Source organism: Massilia sp. IC2-477 (assembly GCF_020707265.1).
GTDB lineage: Bacteria > Pseudomonadota > Gammaproteobacteria > Burkholderiales > Burkholderiaceae_D > Telluria.
Genome location: NZ_JAJFEQ010000014.1, coordinates 1 through 14,785, shown reverse-complemented (window position 1 = coordinate 14,785; position 14,785 = coordinate 1). Strand labels below are relative to the sequence as shown.

Sequence of the window (14,785 nt, the reverse complement as noted above, 5' to 3'; positions counted from 1 at the left end):
AATTCACGCTCGTCCCGGCGCACGCGGCTACAATGCTCCGACCACGTCTATTGGGAGTCCGCATGCAACGTCGCCAGTTCATCCACCTTTCCTCGCTCGCGGCCCTCGGCCTGCTGTCTGGCTGCGCCGCGGTCGCCAATCTCACCACCGGCCCGCTGATCGAGCGCCACGTACCCAAGGACTACAGCGGCGTGGTCGCCGTGCGCAAGGATGCGCGCTCGACCCTGGTCACCCACGCCGGTGGCCTCGCCCTGCGCGAAGAAAAGCAGCCCATGACCAAGGAGACGCGCTTCCTGGTCGGCTCGATCACCAAATGGATCAGCGCCGTCACCGTGCTGCGCCTGGCCGACATGGGCAAGCTCGACCTGGATGCGCCGATCGCGCGCCACCTGCCGGAACTCCCGGCGGCCAACGGCGCGATTACCCTGCGCCAGCTGATGTCGAACCGCAGCGGCATCCCGAACGGCCTGGCGGAAGCCTTGCGCAAGGACCGCGCGGTCGAGAAGCTCGAGATCGGGCCGGTCGAGGCGGCCCTGCGCTTCGGCACGGGCACGCCGACATCAAGCCCGGGCGAACAATGGGATTACTCGTACACCAACTGGATCCTGGTTGCGGCCGTGGTCGAACGCGCCACGAAGAAAACCTTTACGGAAGTCGTGGAAGAGCTGGTGCTGGCGCCAGCAGGCGTGCGTGACACGAGTTTCGCCGCGACGGGCTATGAGGACGAAGTGGGCATGGCGGTCGCCTACAACGCGGCCGGCCAGCGCAAGACCGCGGCCGTGCCGCCGATGGTGGCGGCCAGCGGCACCCTGTACAGCACCGCACGCGACCTGGTGGCGATCGCCGATACGGTCTACTTCACAAAGCTCCTGTCGGACAAGGCGCGCAAGGAGCTGTCCACCGTGGTGGTGGCCTCGGAAGAGTACGCGCTGGGCGGCAAGGTGAAAACCGTCACCACGAAAAAAGGCGCCCGCTCCCTGGCCTGGGAAGCGGGCGCCATCGGGGCCTACAAGACCCTGCTCGCCTACGACCCGGCGGATGGCCGGGCCGTCGTCCTGCTGAACAACACCGACATACCGCAGTCGGAGCAGGCGAAGATCGCGTTAGCGCTGTTCGACGACATGTAAGGTGGACGGCGGCGCCGTCCACCCCGCACGTCACTGGACTGGCTTGCCGTCGGCGTCGATCTTGCGCACTTCGCCGATGTTCAGCGAGCGGATGCCCGCTTCGACCTTGCTCATGTCGCCGACCACGATCCACACCAGGCGGTCCGGCGTGAAGCTGCGCGCCGCCAGCGTGTTGGCCTGCGCCGGGGTCAGCGCCGTCACCTTCTGGGTGTAGGTGTTGTAGTAGTCGTCCGGCAGGCCGAACTGCACGATGTTGGTGTAGGCATTGGTCAGCTGGCCGGCCGTCTCGAAGCCGCCCGGCAGGCCCAGCGTGTTGTTGTCGACCGCAGCCTTCAACTCTTCCGCCGTGATCAGCTTGCCGCCCGCGATGTCGCGGTACTCGCGCACCAGTTCCTGCATCGACTCACGGGTCTTGTCGGTCTGCACCGGCGAGACGCTCATGAACGGACGCTGGCCCACGGCCGGCTGCAGCATGCTGCGCACGCCATAGGACCAGTGCTTGTCTTCGCGCAGGTTCATGTTGATGCGCGAATTGAAGGAGCCGCCGAACAGGTGGTTGACGATTTCCAGCGGCAGCGCATCCGGATCGTTGCGCGGCGTGGCCAGCTGGGCGCCCACGATCACGCTCTGCAGCGCGCCCGGACGGTCGACCAGGTAGACCACGCTCTTCTCCGGCGCGGCCACCTTGCCCAGGACCTTCTTCGGCACCTCGCCCGCCTTCCAACCCGCAAAGGCCTTTTCCAGCATCGGCTTGACTTCGGCCAGGGTGGTGTCGCCCACCACCAGCAGGGTGGCGTTGTTCGGCTTGAACCAGGTGGCGTGGTGCTTCACCAGGTCGTCGCGGGTCATGCGCTGCACCGACGCCTCGGTGCCGGTGCCGGTGAAGGGCTTGGCGTAGGCGTGGTCCTGGCCGTACAGGATGCTCGGCAGCACGCGCAGGGCCATCGTCTGCGGCACGGTCTTCTCGCGCGCGATCGCCGCCAGGCGGTCCTTCTGCAGGCGCTCGAACTCGTTCTGCGGGAAGGACGGGTTCAGGATCAGGTCCGAGTACAGGCTCAAGGCCTGCGGCATGGTGGCCTTCAGGGTGTTCAGGTACACCAGGCCGCTGTCCAGGTTGGAGCTCGCGCCGAACTGCGCGCCCATGCTCTCGAAGGCTTCGCCGATTTCCAGCGACTTGCGGGTCTTGGTGCCTTCTTCCAGCATGCGCATGGCGAAGCTGGCCACGCCCGGCTTGTCCTGGGTGTCCGAGGCATAGCCGCTGTCGAGCAGCAGCTGGAAGTTGACCACCGGCGCGTCATGGCGCTCGGCCAGCACGACCTTCAGGCCGTTCGACAGGGTCGTCTTCTGCATTTCCGGGAGCTTGAGCGCCATTGGTTTGCCCAGCGCCGGTTCCTTGCTGCGGTCCACGCCCGGCTTGCCGGCCACCAGGCCGGTCGGGTACGGGTCGACCTGCAGCACGAAGTCGCCGTCGCTCAGCCAGTCGTTCATGGCCTTCTTCACCGATGCCGGGGTGGCGTCCTTGATGCGCTGCAGGTAGACCTTGTAGCAGTCCGGATTGCCGGTGTAGGTCTGGCACGAGGCCAGCAGGTCGCTCTTGCCGCCGAAGCCGCCCACGCGCTCGATCATGCGGGTGTAGCGCGCCAGGATGGTGGTCTTGGCCAGGCGCAGTTCGGCCTCGGTCGGGCCGTTCTTCATCAGGGCCTGCAGCTCTTCGTCCGCGGCGCGTTCCATCTTCGCCACGTCGCCGCCCGGACGCGCAGTCAGGGTCATGTCGAACTGGCCGCCGATTTCCGAACTGTCGTTGCTGCCGACCGCGCTGGTCGCGATCTGGTCCTTGTACACCAGGCGCTTGTACAGGCGCGAGGTCTTGCCGCCGCCCAGCACCTGGCCGGCCAGGTCGAGCAGCGCTTCTTCCGGCGTGTTCAGGCCCGGCACGTTCCAGGTGCGGTAGATGCGCGATTGCGGCACGCGGTCCTGCACCGTGGTGCGGTGGGTGCCGGTGCGCTTGGCGATCCAGGCTTCATGCTTGGCCAGCGGCGGGCCCGGAGGAATGTGGCCGTAGTACTGCTCGACCTTCTGGCGCGCCACTTCCGGGGTGATGTCGCCGGACAGCACCAGCACGGTGTTGTTCGGGCCGTAGTTGGTCTTGAACCAGTCCTGCACGTCGGTCATCGAGGCCGCGTCCAAGTCTTCCATCTTGCCGATCACGGTCCAGGAATACGGGTGGCCGACCGGGTAAGTGTTCGTCACCAGCAGTTCGTAGGCGACGCCGTAGGGCTGGTTCTCGCCCTGGCGCTTCTCGTTCTGCACCACGCCGCGCTGCAGGTCGAGCGTCTTCTTGTCGACGGTGCCGAGCAGGTGACCCATGCGGTCGCTCTCGGCGAACAGCGCATAGTCCAGCATCGAGGTCGGCACGTTCTGGAAGTAGTTGGTGCGGTCCTGGTTGGTGGTGCCGTTCAGGTCGGTCGCGCCGATGCCCTGCAGCGCGCTCAGGTAGGTTTTCTTGAAGTTGTCGCTGCCGCCGAACATCAGGTGTTCGAACAGGTGCGCGAAGCCGGTCTTGCCGACCTTTTCATTCTTGGACCCGACGTGGTACCAGGTGTTGACCGCCACCACCGGCGTCTTGTGGTCTTCATGGACCAGCACCGTCAGCCCGTTCTTCAGGGTGAACTTGGTGTACTTGACGTCAGGGATGGGAATGTCGGGCGTGCTGGCCGAGGATTTGGCCGGGGCCGCGCTAGCGGCGGAGACACCAGTGGCGAGCGCGAGCGCTACAGCCATCTGGAGAGTGCGACGAACGAATACTGCCATGCTGCTCCTCCAAAGGATCATCCGGGTCGGGATGGAAAACGGCGGATTGCCGTATGCCGGCCGTTCCGTGCGAGCGGAACGGCCGATCCTTTCATTCTAGGCAGCTTTTGTTATTGCAACAAAGAATAAATTTTATATAAACAAAGATTCCATGCAGCCGGCATTGAATCGTGGGATTTTCGTAGGGGTGGTCCAGTCCAGTGGACTGGACCACGCTCTGCCGACCGCGCGTTCGGCTCAGGCATGTGTCATGGCGATGCATGCACTGGCTGGACGCGCGTTCGGCAAAGCCGAACACCCTACTGCGGAACGATCCGCAGCAGGCTGCCCTTCGGCTCATCCGTGATCGCATACAGGTGACCGTCCGGCCCCTGGCGCACATCGCGCACGCGCTTGCCGATTTCCAAACGCTCCTGCTTCACGACCTTGCCCTGGGCATCGAAGACGACACGGCGGATGTCTTCGGTCGCGAGGCTGCCGGAGAACAGGCTGTTGCGCCAGGCCGGGAAGGCTTGACCCGTGTACCAGGCCAGGCCCGAGGCGCCAGGCGACGGCGACCACGCCACGACCGGCTGCACCATGCCGGGCACCACGCGCTTGCCGACCGGCTCGCGGGTTTTATAGTCCAGACCATAGCTCTGCAGCGGCCAGCCGTAGTTCTTGCCCCCTTCGATCAGGTTGATCTCGTCGCCGCCGCGCGGTCCGTGCTCGCTGGCCCACACCCGGCCCTGCGCATCGACCACCATACCCTGGATGTTGCGGTGGCCGATGCTCCACAGTTCGGGCAGCGCGCCCTTCTGCGCCGCCAGCGGGTTGCCCGGCGCGGCCTGGCCTTCGGCAGTGAGGCGCAGGATGGCGCCGTTGTGGCTGCCCACGTTCTGGGCCTGGTCGCGCGCCAGCATGTCGCCCACGCGCGCCGGCGGATTGCCGCCGTCGCCAATGCTCATCAGGAGCGTGCCGTCTTTCAGGAACACGATGCGCGAGCCGAAGTGCTGGCCGCCGCTCTTCGACGGCGAGGCCGTGAACAGGGTCTTGATGCCGTGTACGCGCTTGCCGTCGAACACGCCCTGCACCAGCACCGTACGGTTGGCATCCTGGGTGCCGCTGGCCATCGTCATGTACACGCGCGGATTCGGTCCCTTGTCGGATGGATGCACGGCGATGTCGAGCAGGCCGCCCTGCCCTTCCGTGAACAGGTTCGGCAAGCCTTCGACCGGGATGTTCTCGACCTTGTTGCCGTTCACCAGATGCAGCGTGCCCTTCTTGCCGGTGACGAGCAGGCGGCCGTCGGCCAGCCAGGCCATGCCCCAGGGCTGGGGCAGGTTCGACGCGACCGTCTCCATCTTCCAGCCCTTGGCTGCCGGCGGATCGCCGCTCACTTCGATGCCCTGCGCCAAGGCACTCGAGCACGCCAACGTAAGCAGGCTGACAACGGACACGGCAATTCCTTGATAACTTGGCATGAAATATCTCCTGGGATTGGTCAAATAATTAATAAAGTCGACTTTTTACCGCATTTTGCTGCATTTTCTCTGCACGTTTAACACAAGAGGCGTAGAATTGACATTTCAGCGAACCAGCCATAAGGATTCCATCCGATGATGCAACGCCGAGCGTTTCTGAAGTCCTCCCTCCTTCTCGCAGCACCCACCCTCAGCATCCCCGCACTTGCCAAAACAGCACAGGCCGTACCCGGCGAGCGTACCCTGCGCCTGTACAACACGCACACCGGCGAAAAGGTGAATACCGTGTTCTGGGCTGAAGGCCAGTTCGTCGAGGATGGGCTGAAGGACCTCAACAAGGTGCTGCGCGACCACCGCAACAACAAGGTGGCGCAGATCGACCCTGAGCTCCTGCTGCTGCTCACCCAGCTGAACGACAAGCTGGACAACAACCGTGAACTGCACATCATTTCCGGCTACCGCTCGCCGGAGTCGAACGCCAAGCTGCACGCCGCCAGCAATGGCGTGGCCAAGCGCAGCCTGCACATGGATGCCAAGGCAATCGACATCCGCCTGCCGGGCAAGGACCTGAAGATGCTGCACAAGGCGGCCATGTCCCTCAAGGGCGGCGGCGTCGGCTATTACGACAGCTCGCAGTTCGTCCACATGGACACCGGCCGCGTCCGTTACTGGTGATCCCATGACGCGGCTTCTGGTCCGCGTCATCCTCGGCCTGGCCGCTCTGGCCGGGCCTGCGGCTGCCCAGGCACAAGCTGCCGGGCAGCCTGCGACCGTCAAGGTGCAATCCACCCGCGACCCGGTCGACAAATCCTACCGGAAAATGATCAAGGGTATGGAACGCTTCGCGCGCGAACATGCCCTGGCGCCCAACGCGCCGCTGCGCTTCCAGCTGCTGCCGCGCCTGCCGGCCGTGGACATGACGGGCATTACGCTGCGCATCGCCGGCGACAGCGTCAGCGTGCCGGTTCCGGTCGCGCCCGACAACAGCTTCGTCCTGCCCCGCAACGAGCTTGCGCTGCGCGAGGACGCCGCCGTGGTGGCCAACCGCAAGACCACCAGCATGACCTGGCGCGCCCAGATCATCACGCCCGGCCTGCCGCCCGGCACGCGGCGCCTGGGCGACATGCGCCTGGAATGCCGGGTCGGCGTCGAAGCCGGCCTGGTTTCCAACAGTTCCCCGCTGTTCCAGTGGATCTCCGAGGCCCTCACCTCGCCCGAGCAGGTGTGCGGCAGCCCCAACGGCAACTACCTGTTCTTCGCCGAGCGGCCCGTGTTCGCGGTGCGCCTGCGTGCCGGCGAGCGCGTCGAGACCCTGCCTTTCAACATGCTGTACGCGGGCGGCGAACAGACCAAGGCCGACCTGCAGTACTGCGACTGCCAGGTCATGCTCGACCGCACCTTCTACGCGCCGATCTGGGACACATCCTGGCCGGACGATACCCTGGTCGAATTCGAGTACATGGAGGACAGGCCATGAAGCGCGCGCTGTTCGCCCTGCTCCTTCTGGCCGGTTGCGCCAGTTCGCCCGCGCCGCCCGGCGCCCAGGTGGCGGCCGAGCGCCTGCAGCAGACTGTCGCTCCGGGGACGACCACGAAGGCCCAGCTGCTGGCCGCCTTCGGACCTACGAAGAACGTGGTGTTCGACAGCGGCTACGAGGCCTGGGTCTACCAGTCGCCGGCCGGTGGCGGACGCTTTACGGAATTCGTCGTGCTCATCAATCCCGCCGGGATCGTCACCAAGGCGCGTACCCGCGAAGCGGCGCAGCCCTGATTACCTGACTGGTAATTGCCGCTCCCTGGCGGCGGCAGGACACTGAGGGCTCCACATCCAAGGAGCCGACATGAAAACCCTATTACCCTCCACCTTCCTGCAACGCGTCCTGCTGGCAGATGCCCTCACCAGCATTCTCGTTGCCGCCCTGCAGCTGGCGCTGACGCGCTCGCTGGCGAACCTGCTCGGCCTTTCCCAGGAATTGCTGTTCGAGACCGGGGTGTTCCTGGCTGGCTATGCCCTGCTGCTGGCCTGGCTTGCACGTGGCAAGCCGGTGCCGGCGCTGCTGCTCTGGATCCTGGTGATCGGCAATGCCGGCTGGGCGCTTGGCTGCGCGCTGGTGGCCGCCATGGAAGGACCCAATGTGCTGGGCCTTGCCTACCTGGCGGTCCAGGCCTTGACGGTGCTCGTGTTCGCTGGCCTGGAGTTGGCGGGAATCCGGAGCTCCGTCCAGGCCGGCGGCGGGCATACGCCCACCGCCGCACTGCGCTGAAGAAGAAAACCTGTCTTAGCGCTTTTCCTTATTGAGGGCCTGGAGCAGCTTGAAGGCTTCGCTCTCGATCGCCGGCTGCGCGTCCGCCAGTTCCTTGCTGGCCTTGACGTAGGCCGCGCGCTTGCGCTCCTTCTTCTCTTCCGGCGGCACGACCGGCTTGGAGCCCGGAAACATGATCTGCGGGCCGCTGTTGTACTTGTCGTGGATGACTTTCTTGCCGTACGGGGTGTTATAGAAGCGTGTCATCTCGGCCGCAGTGTCGGCCGAGATGACGGACGCCAGCGGCGCCGCGAGACGACGGTGCACCTCGGCGGGCGGCGTCCTGTCGAGCTTGGCGAAGACTTCCTTGCGCTGGGCTTCGCTCGGATAGCGGCTGCGTCCGGCAACGCCCCGCAGGACTTTTTCGACCTGCATCGCGGCCAGCAGGTCCTGCACGGATTTCACGTGGGCGGGATTCGTCGCGGCGGCCTGGGATGGCGCTGCCGCGGGCGCGGCAAACGCGGCATTGCCGGCGACCAGGGAAAGACCCAGCACAACTTGGACAGCAAACTTCATGCGTTTCCTTTCAATGAGGATGTGTTCGCGGTCCAGTGTAGGGGAGTTGTTGCTCAGCTCGCAAGCGTGTTTTGTTGCGTGCTCTTGGCCGTAGTAAAGTTGTGCATCTCGATCACACAGGATGCCGACATGCCGCGCAAGCTCGCCCGTCCCCTCGTATTGACAGCCCTTCTCGCCGCAGGCGCACAGGCGCAGGGCCTGTCCGCGGTCGAGCAGCGCATCACGGACGAGGTCAGGGCCTGGCAGCCGGAGGCAATCAACCTGCTAGAACGCAGCGCGCGCATCAACAGCGGCACCCTGAACCTGGCCGGCGTGCGCGCCACCGGCGACGTGTTCCGCAAGGAGCTGGAAGCGCTCGGCTTCAAGACCGTCTGGATCGACATGCCGCGCGAGATGAACCGTGCCGGGCACCTGGTCGCCAACCGCAGCGGCCCACAGGGTAAAGTCAAGGGCAAGCGCCTGCTGCTGCTCGGCCACCTCGACACCGTGTTCGAAGCCGATGCGCCGGGCCCGCTATGGGAACGCGACAGCGCCACCACGGCGCGCGGCCAGGGCGTGGGCGACATGAAGGGTGGGAACGTGGTGGTCATTGCCGCGCTGCGCGCCCTGCACCGCGCCGGCGCGCTCGACAACACCAGTATCACCGTAGTCTTCACCGGCGACGAGGAAGAAGCCGGCCACCCGCGCGAAATCTCGCGCCGCGACATGATCGAGCTTGCCAAACGCAGCGACGTGGCGCTCAGCTTCGAGGGCGCGGTCACGGGGCCGGACGGCCAGGCGATGGCCACCGTCGGACGGCGCGCCACCGCCAGCTTCGACCTCGATGTGACGGGCCGCCAGGGCCATTCGCAGGGCGTGTTCGGCAATGCCGGCTACGGCGCCGTGTACGAAGCGGCGCGCATCCTCGACGGCTTCCGCCAGCACGTGGTCGAGCCGGGCCTGACCTTCAACCCGGGCGTGATCCTGGGCGGCACCGACGTCGCCTACGACGAAGCCAACGCAAAAGGAACGGCCGCCGGCAAGACCAACGTCATCGCCAACAAGGTGGTCGTGCGCGGCGACCTACGCTACCTCGACTATGCGCAGCGCGACCGCGCCCAGACCCGCATGCGCGAGATCGTCGCGCAGAGCCTGCCGGGCGCCGGCGCCAGCATCACTTTCCGCGATTCCTATCCGCCGATGGCGGTTACGCCGGGCAACCTGAAGCTCCTGGCGCTGTATTCGCAGGCCAGCAGCGACGCCGGGCTCGGCCCGGTGGGCACGGTGCCGCCGACGGCGCGCGGGGCCGGCGACGTCCAGTTCGTGGCGCCGCTGATCGACAGTCTCGATGGCCTGGGGGCGAGCGGCGGCGCCGCGCACTCGCCGAACGAGCGCGTCGACCTGACTTCGCTGGAGCGCTCGGCGATCCGCGCCGCTCTCTTGATGTACCGCTTGACCCGGTAGGGTGTTCGGCTTCGCCGAACGCGCGTCCAGCTAGCGCATGCATGTCGGTCAAGCTCGCCCCTGTTGAACGCGCGTTCGGCGAAGCCTGATCTGGTCCACTGGACCAGATCAGGCTACCTTCAGAAGACGCGCACGGCTGACGCATGCAAATGCAAAGCCTGCCGTTTCGCTGGCAAAATGGCAGTTCCGGTGCGGGAACGCCAGAACCCAGGAGGCTGTCATGCGTGCGTGGACTTACCTGATGATCCTAGTTGCCTTGTGCCTGGGCGCCTGCGGCGGAGGCGGCGGCAATCCCGGTACACCCGGCGTCCCGCCAGCCCCACAGCCCCCGGCGGCCACGACCGGCTCACTGGCCGTCACCACCGCCGGCCTGCCCGCGGGCGTCAATGCCTCGGTGCGCGTCAACGGTCCGGCCAGCTACCAGCAGGACCTCACCGCTACCCAGACCCTGTCAAACCTCGCGCCCGGCAGCTACAACATCGCCGCCAACCCGGTCACGGCCGGCGGTATCACCTACACGCCCTCGCCCGCCACGCAGAGCGCGGTGGTCAGCGCAGGCGCCACAGCCAGCGCCACCGTCACCTATGCGGGCGCGGCCGTGAACATCGCGCTGAGCCAGGTGGCGGTCAACCTCGACAACCCGACCTATCTCACCGCCCCCACCGGGGACACGCGCCTGTTCGTGGTCGAACGGCCGGGACGCATCCGCATCGTCGAGAACGGCATCACGCTCGGCACGCCCTTCCTCGACATCAGCGGCCGCGTGTTTACCGGCGGCGAAGGCGGGCTGCTGTCGATGGCCTTCGATCCGCAATACGCGCGCAACGGTTACTTCTACATCTACTACACCGACCCGCAGCAGAACATCGTCATCGAGCGCCTCAGCGTGGGCAGCAACCCGAACCTGGCCGACCCGACTTCCAGCCTGCCCATCCTGCGCGTCCCCCACCCGACCTACACCAACCATTTCGGCGGCCAGCTCGCCTTCGGCCCGGACGGCAACCTGTACATCGGCACCGGCGATGGCGGCGGCGCCGGCGACCCGCTGGGCAACGGCCAGAACCTGAACTCCCTGCTCGGCAAGCTGCTGCGCATCGACGTGCGCGCCGCCGCGCCCGGCCAACCCTACGCGATCCCGGCCGGCAACCCGTACCCGAACCAGGCCAACCGGCGCGCCGAGATCTGGGCCTCGGGATTGCGCAATCCCTGGCGCTTCGCGTTCGACGCGAGCCAGCTCTACCTCAGCGATGTCGGGCAGGACCGGCGTGAAGAGGTCAATATCGGCGCGCTTGACGCGGCCGGGCTCAATTACGGCTGGAACACGATGGAAGGCACGCTGTGCTACAACGCCGCCACCTGCGACCGTACTGGCCTGACCTTGCCCGCCTTCGAATACGACCACGGCACGAACGATGCGAACGGCTGCTCGATCACGGGCGGCTTCGTCTACCGCGGCAGCGCGCTGCCCGAACTGGCCGGGCGCTACTTCTACTCGGATTACTGCCGCGGCTTCCTGAAAAGCTTCCTGGCCAGCGGCAGCAGTGTCAGCGAGCAGCGCGAATGGAACGTGGGCAGCATCGGCAACGTCGTCTCCTTCGGCAAGGATGGTCAGGGCGAGTTGTACCTCATGACGTCGCGCGGCATCCTCTATAGAATTGGACGATCGACTACTCCATGAGTTTAGAATAGAGAGATGGCACGCTTACAACTTACCTTCCCCGAAGACCAGTTCTACTATTCCACCCCGATGTCGGTGCGCGTCACCGACATCAATGCCGGCAACCACCTCGGCAACGACTCGATGATCTCGATGATCTCCGAGGCGCGGGCGCGTTTCCTGTTCGAGTTCGGCGTGGCCGAGACCGAGCGCGACGGCACCGGCATCATCGTCACCGACCTGGCGACCACCTACCGCGCCGAAGCGCATGCGCGCGACCAGCTGCTGTTCGAGGTAGGGGTGATGGACTTCAACAAATACGGCGGCGACATCATCTTCCGCATCACCCGCCCGCGCGACCGCAAGCTGATCGCCATGGCCAAGTCCGGCTTCGTCTTCTTCAACTACAAGACCAGCCAGGTCGTGATGATGCCGGAGGAGTTCCGCGGCAAGTTTGACCGGGTCAACTGGGTCGACTGAGAGCGCAGCTCAGCTCTTGTGGATAGGCGGAACGACCTTTTCCGCTTCGGCCCGGCAGTTCTCGAGCTTCGCATCACCCGCATCCACCGGGCCATACCATTGGCGCACGCCGAGAAAACCGCCGGTGCGCAGGATCCAGGCTTTCGCCGTCGACGTGTCGTACACCACCTTGTGCCGGAATCCGTCGCTGACGAATTCCGGTGACGGCAGGCGCAGGTGCAGTAAGTCGCCTGTCTTCGAGAATGCCGGCAACTTCACCGCCGATATCGGCGCAAGAAAGCCGCCGAAGGTGATGCCGTAGCGCTTGGCCAGCGCGTCCAGTTCCGGACAGGCGTTCGCCGGTGCGCAGAGCAGCCATGCGGCGAGGGCGGCGAAGCAGCGTTTCATGGGGAGCTCCATTCTCCTGCTGGGGTATCAGGCATTCTCCCCCGACGATAGCAAAAGCCTGGCCCAGAAAACACGCGCTTTGTCACTCGCCACCGGCCGGCTCGGCAGTTTCCAAAAAAGCTGGAACTTTTCGTCACCGCCGCCGGAATACGGGTAAAGATGACAACCATGACGACCTTGCCCCTCGAGACCGCCGACCACGAACTGCTGCGCCTGATGCATGCGGGCCGCGCCGACGCCTTTACGGCGCTGTACCGGCGCCACCAGGGTCCGCTGTACCGCTATTGCCTGATGCGCTGCGGCGCGCCGGAGATGGCGGCAGACGTGGTGCAGGAAGCCTTCATGGGCTTGCTGACCCAGCGCTTCGGCTTCGACCCGCTGCGCGGCCAGCTGCAGCACTTCCTGTTCGGGGTAGCGCGCAATCTGGTGCTGAAGCTGGAGGAAGCGCGCCATCGCCAGGTGGCGCTGCCGGAGCCCGACGAGGATGGGGAGCTGGAACTGGACGCCGCCGGTGAAGGTGCCGAGCCCCTGGCCCGCCTGCTGGGCAATGAGGCGGCCGAGGAAGTGCGGCGGGCATTGGCCCTGCTGCCGGCGCACTACCGCGACGTCGTCATCCTGTATGAACTGCATGAACTGTCGTACCAGGAGATCGCGACGGTCTGCCAGGTCGACATCGGCACCGTGCGCTCACGCCTGTCGCGTGGCCGGGCGGCCCTGGCCAAGCGCCTCCGGGCGCATGCGCCTGCCTAGCGAATGGATGGAGTCAATGATGGACATGAACAGGAATGGAATAAACGACGGCCCAGATGCAAAGCTGAGCGCTGCCTTTGCCGCGCTGCGCGGCGAGCTGGCCGGCCTCGACGCCCCGCCCTGTGTCGAAAAGGAGCTGATGCAGGCTTTTAAACGCCAGCACAAGCCGAAACGCCGCTGGTACCAGGTCCTGAGCCTGCCGCAATGGGGCACCGCCGGCGCGCTGTGCTCGCTGACCGTGGTGGTCCTGCTGCTGGCGCAGGCGCCGCATGAAGCGGTGCGTGTGAGCAGCCAGCCGCTGGTCAGCTTCGACAACGGCGCCGCCTTCGTGGCCCTCGACACGCTCGAGCGCATCGAAGCCGAGCCCGATGCCCAGCTGGTCGAGGCCGAGGTGCCGCGCACCGCGCTGGCGCCGCTGGGCGTGCCGGTCAGCCCGGAAAACGCGGCCGACACGGTGCGGGCCGAAATGCTTGTCGCCGCTGACGGCCACCCGCTGGCCGTGCGGCTCAGTTCCGTCAACTAAAAAACGATACAACTCACCATAAGAGGATGCGATGACGACGAAGAAGATCTTGATTGCTGCACTGCTGGCCAGCGTCCTGGCGCCGGCCCTGGCCGAGGACATGGGCTTCGAGGACGAACCGGCCAGCAGCCGCCGCATCGTCATCCGCACGCCGGACAACGGCCAGGTCAGGCTCGGCAACCTGGAGCCGCTCACGGTGCTGAACGGGATCGACAGCCACGCCCTGCTGGTACACCACGCCAGGATGGTCAAGAACGCGCCCTACCGCGCCGAGATGGTGTCCGAGAAGGTCCAGACCCTGGGCGACGGCAACCAGATCGTCAAGAAGAACAGCTCGAAGAGCTACCGCGACAGCGCCGGCCGCAGCCGCACCGAAGTGCTCGGCCCCGACGGCGAGGTGGTCAGCGTCACCATCGCCGATCCGGTGGAAGGCGTGCGCTACGTTCTGCGTCCGCGCGACAAGAGCGCAATCAAGATTGTGGCGCCAAACACCACTGCCATCGCAGCCCGTGAGCAGTCCCGCGCCGCTGCTGCCGCAGCCCGCGCCGCGAGCGCCGAGGCACGGGTTGCCGGCGCCCAGGCACGCGTCGCCGCCGAGCAGGCGCGTGCCCGCATCGAGGAGCTGCGCCGCGAAGGCAAGCTGCCCGATGGCGAGCGCGTGATCATCAAGCAGGTGGAGCGCCCGGGCGGCATCAGTGGCGAGCACAAGGACGTGCAGATCCGCATCGCCCAGGTGGCGGGAGCGCAGGCCGCGGCGCGCGTGGCGCCGATGATCGCCGGCGCCATCGGCGAGCACAAATGGGCCGCGAAGGCGGAGTCGAAGGACCTCGGCACCCGCGAGTTCAACGGCGTAAAGGCCAACGGCACCCTGCGCAGCTACGAGATCCCGGCCGGCGAGATCGGCAACCGCAATGCCATTGTGGTCAGCACCGAAACCTGGATCTCGCCGGAGCTGCAGGCCGTGGTCTACCAGAAGCGCAGCGATCCGCGCAGCGGCGAGTCGGTGTTCCGCCTGGAAGACCTCAAGCGCGAGGAACCGGCCGCTGCCCTGTTCACCGTGCCCTCGGGCTACACCGTCAAGGACCCGCGGGCGGTGGCGAAGGAAGCAGCCGAGGAAGCAGCCGATAAAGCGGCGGCGGCGCGCGCTGGGATGGATAGCAAGGGCTGACTCGCCCCTGCGGAAACGAGAAACGGCGCCATCGTGAACTGACCCCGTAAAGTTGGACGGTTAGTTTGCTAAGCGGCCAAGGCCTGAGTCCTGTACTGAACGGGGCTCAGGCCTTTTAATTTGAGCTTGATGCGGTCGTTATTGTAATAGTGGATGTA

General features: G+C 65.9%; 16 protein-coding genes. 11 read left to right on the top strand and 5 right to left on the bottom strand.

Translation table 11 applies throughout. The features are described from left to right. Positions 1 to 62 precede the first annotated feature (62 nt). A complete protein-coding gene (locus LK542_RS22205) occupies positions 63 to 1,127 on the top strand; it encodes a serine hydrolase (RefSeq protein WP_227813615.1) in 1,065 nt (354 codons plus the stop codon). A gap of 30 nt (positions 1,128 to 1,157) precedes the next feature. On the opposite strand, the gene LK542_RS22200 is transcribed toward LK542_RS22205, so the two are convergent. Continuing rightward, the gene (locus LK542_RS22200) at positions 1,158 to 3,938 is read right to left on the bottom strand and encodes a pitrilysin family protein (protein ID WP_227813614.1); all 2,781 of its coding nucleotides are present in this window, start codon (positions 3,936 to 3,938) and stop codon (positions 1,158 to 1,160) included. 299 nt (positions 3,939 to 4,237) lie between these two features. Next, entirely contained in the window at positions 4,238 to 5,377 is a 1,140-nt protein-coding gene (locus tag LK542_RS22195) for a PQQ-dependent sugar dehydrogenase (protein ID WP_227802855.1), read from the bottom strand. A 159-nt stretch (positions 5,378 to 5,536) separates the two neighbouring features. Here LK542_RS22195 and LK542_RS22190 point away from each other — a divergent pair, with 159 nt between their 5' ends. From LK542_RS22190 to LK542_RS22175, 4 genes are all read left to right on the top strand, one after another. Continuing rightward, the gene (locus tag LK542_RS22190) at positions 5,537 to 6,076 is read left to right on the top strand and encodes a DUF882 domain-containing protein (RefSeq protein WP_227813613.1); all 540 of its coding nucleotides are present in this window, start codon (positions 5,537 to 5,539) and stop codon (positions 6,074 to 6,076) included. A 4-nt stretch (positions 6,077 to 6,080) separates the two neighbouring features. Then, positions 6,081 to 6,878: a hypothetical protein gene (locus LK542_RS22185; protein WP_227813612.1), complete on the top strand. Its 798-nt coding sequence runs from the start codon at positions 6,081 to 6,083 to the stop codon at positions 6,876 to 6,878. Then, positions 6,875 to 7,171, top strand: a complete 297-nt coding sequence (locus LK542_RS22180; RefSeq protein WP_227813611.1) for a hypothetical protein — start codon at positions 6,875 to 6,877, stop codon at positions 7,169 to 7,171. The genes LK542_RS22185 and LK542_RS22180 overlap by 4 nt, the downstream gene beginning before the upstream one ends. A gap of 70 nt (positions 7,172 to 7,241) precedes the next feature. Next, positions 7,242 to 7,664, top strand: a complete 423-nt coding sequence (locus tag LK542_RS22175; protein ID WP_227813610.1) for a hypothetical protein — start codon at positions 7,242 to 7,244, stop codon at positions 7,662 to 7,664. 15 nt (positions 7,665 to 7,679) lie between these two features. Here LK542_RS22175 and LK542_RS22170 read toward each other — a convergent pair whose 3' ends face one another. Further along, positions 7,680 to 8,219: a hypothetical protein gene (locus LK542_RS22170; protein ID WP_227802850.1), complete on the bottom strand. Its 540-nt coding sequence runs from the start codon at positions 8,217 to 8,219 to the stop codon at positions 7,680 to 7,682. Positions 8,220 to 8,348: 129 nt separating this feature from the next. Between LK542_RS22170 and LK542_RS22165 the strand changes: the two genes are divergently transcribed. The 3 genes from LK542_RS22165 to LK542_RS22155 all read left to right on the top strand — a co-directional run bounded on the left by LK542_RS22165 (position 8,349) and on the right by LK542_RS22155 (position 11,799). Beyond that, positions 8,349 to 9,662 (top strand): M20/M25/M40 family metallo-hydrolase, encoded by a 1,314-nt coding sequence (locus tag LK542_RS22165; protein WP_227813609.1) that lies wholly within the window; start codon positions 8,349 to 8,351, stop codon positions 9,660 to 9,662. 220 nt (positions 9,663 to 9,882) lie between these two features. Next, entirely contained in the window at positions 9,883 to 11,340 is a 1,458-nt protein-coding gene (locus LK542_RS22160) for a sorbosone dehydrogenase family protein (RefSeq protein ID WP_227813608.1), read from the top strand. 15 nt (positions 11,341 to 11,355) lie between these two features. Then, complete coding sequence (locus LK542_RS22155; RefSeq protein ID WP_227802846.1) at positions 11,356 to 11,799, top strand: thioesterase family protein; 444 nt, start codon at positions 11,356 to 11,358, stop codon at positions 11,797 to 11,799. Between the two features lie 9 nt (positions 11,800 to 11,808). On the opposite strand, the gene LK542_RS22150 is transcribed toward LK542_RS22155, so the two are convergent. Next, positions 11,809 to 12,186: a hypothetical protein gene (locus LK542_RS22150; RefSeq protein WP_227813607.1), complete on the bottom strand. Its 378-nt coding sequence runs from the start codon at positions 12,184 to 12,186 to the stop codon at positions 11,809 to 11,811. 168 nt (positions 12,187 to 12,354) lie between these two features. Between LK542_RS22150 and LK542_RS22145 the strand changes: the two genes are divergently transcribed. Genes LK542_RS22145 through LK542_RS22135 form a run of 3 tightly spaced genes read left to right on the top strand, consistent with a single transcriptional unit; the run spans position 12,355 to position 14,627 of the window. Continuing rightward, a complete protein-coding gene (locus tag LK542_RS22145; protein ID WP_227813606.1) occupies positions 12,355 to 12,936 on the top strand; it encodes an RNA polymerase sigma factor in 582 nt (193 codons plus the stop codon). A 16-nt stretch (positions 12,937 to 12,952) separates the two neighbouring features. Then, complete coding sequence (locus LK542_RS22140; protein ID WP_227802843.1) at positions 12,953 to 13,459, top strand: hypothetical protein; 507 nt, start codon at positions 12,953 to 12,955, stop codon at positions 13,457 to 13,459. A gap of 31 nt (positions 13,460 to 13,490) precedes the next feature. Beyond that, positions 13,491 to 14,627, top strand: a complete 1,137-nt coding sequence (locus LK542_RS22135) for a hypothetical protein (RefSeq protein WP_227813605.1) — start codon at positions 13,491 to 13,493, stop codon at positions 14,625 to 14,627. 68 nt (positions 14,628 to 14,695) lie between these two features. Here LK542_RS22135 and LK542_RS22130 read toward each other — a convergent pair. After that, positions 14,696 to 14,785: IS3 family transposase (locus LK542_RS22130; RefSeq protein WP_227803510.1), on the bottom strand; the 90-nt coding region annotated here is incomplete at its 5' end.

What these genes read in the sequence shown, in the direction of transcription:
- LK542_RS22140 (WP_227802843.1), top strand. Translation starts at nt 12,953, where the DNA reads ATGATGGACATGAACAGGAATGGAATAAACGACGGCCCAGATGCAAAG.
- LK542_RS22190 (WP_227813613.1), top strand. Translation starts at nt 5,537, where the DNA reads ATGATGCAACGCCGAGCGTTTCTGAAGTCCTCCCTCCTTCTCGCAGCA.
- LK542_RS22165 (WP_227813609.1), top strand. Translation starts at nt 8,349, where the DNA reads ATGCCGCGCAAGCTCGCCCGTCCCCTCGTATTGACAGCCCTTCTCGCC.
- LK542_RS22150 (WP_227813607.1), bottom strand. Translation starts at nt 12,186, where the DNA reads ATGAAACGCTGCTTCGCCGCCCTCGCCGCATGGCTGCTCTGCGCACCG.
- LK542_RS22135 (WP_227813605.1), top strand. Translation starts at nt 13,491, where the DNA reads ATGACGACGAAGAAGATCTTGATTGCTGCACTGCTGGCCAGCGTCCTG.
- LK542_RS22170 (WP_227802850.1), bottom strand. Translation starts at nt 8,219, where the DNA reads ATGAAGTTTGCTGTCCAAGTTGTGCTGGGTCTTTCCCTGGTCGCCGGC.
- LK542_RS22185 (WP_227813612.1), top strand. Translation starts at nt 6,081, where the DNA reads ATGACGCGGCTTCTGGTCCGCGTCATCCTCGGCCTGGCCGCTCTGGCC.
- LK542_RS22155 (WP_227802846.1), top strand. Translation starts at nt 11,356, where the DNA reads ATGGCACGCTTACAACTTACCTTCCCCGAAGACCAGTTCTACTATTCC.
- LK542_RS22145 (WP_227813606.1), top strand. Translation starts at nt 12,355, where the DNA reads ATGACGACCTTGCCCCTCGAGACCGCCGACCACGAACTGCTGCGCCTG.
- LK542_RS22180 (WP_227813611.1), top strand. Translation starts at nt 6,875, where the DNA reads ATGAAGCGCGCGCTGTTCGCCCTGCTCCTTCTGGCCGGTTGCGCCAGT.
- LK542_RS22160 (WP_227813608.1), top strand. Translation starts at nt 9,883, where the DNA reads ATGCGTGCGTGGACTTACCTGATGATCCTAGTTGCCTTGTGCCTGGGC.
- LK542_RS22175 (WP_227813610.1), top strand. Translation starts at nt 7,242, where the DNA reads ATGAAAACCCTATTACCCTCCACCTTCCTGCAACGCGTCCTGCTGGCA.
- LK542_RS22200 (WP_227813614.1), bottom strand. Translation starts at nt 3,938, where the DNA reads ATGGCAGTATTCGTTCGTCGCACTCTCCAGATGGCTGTAGCGCTCGCG.
- LK542_RS22205 (WP_227813615.1), top strand. Translation starts at nt 63, where the DNA reads ATGCAACGTCGCCAGTTCATCCACCTTTCCTCGCTCGCGGCCCTCGGC.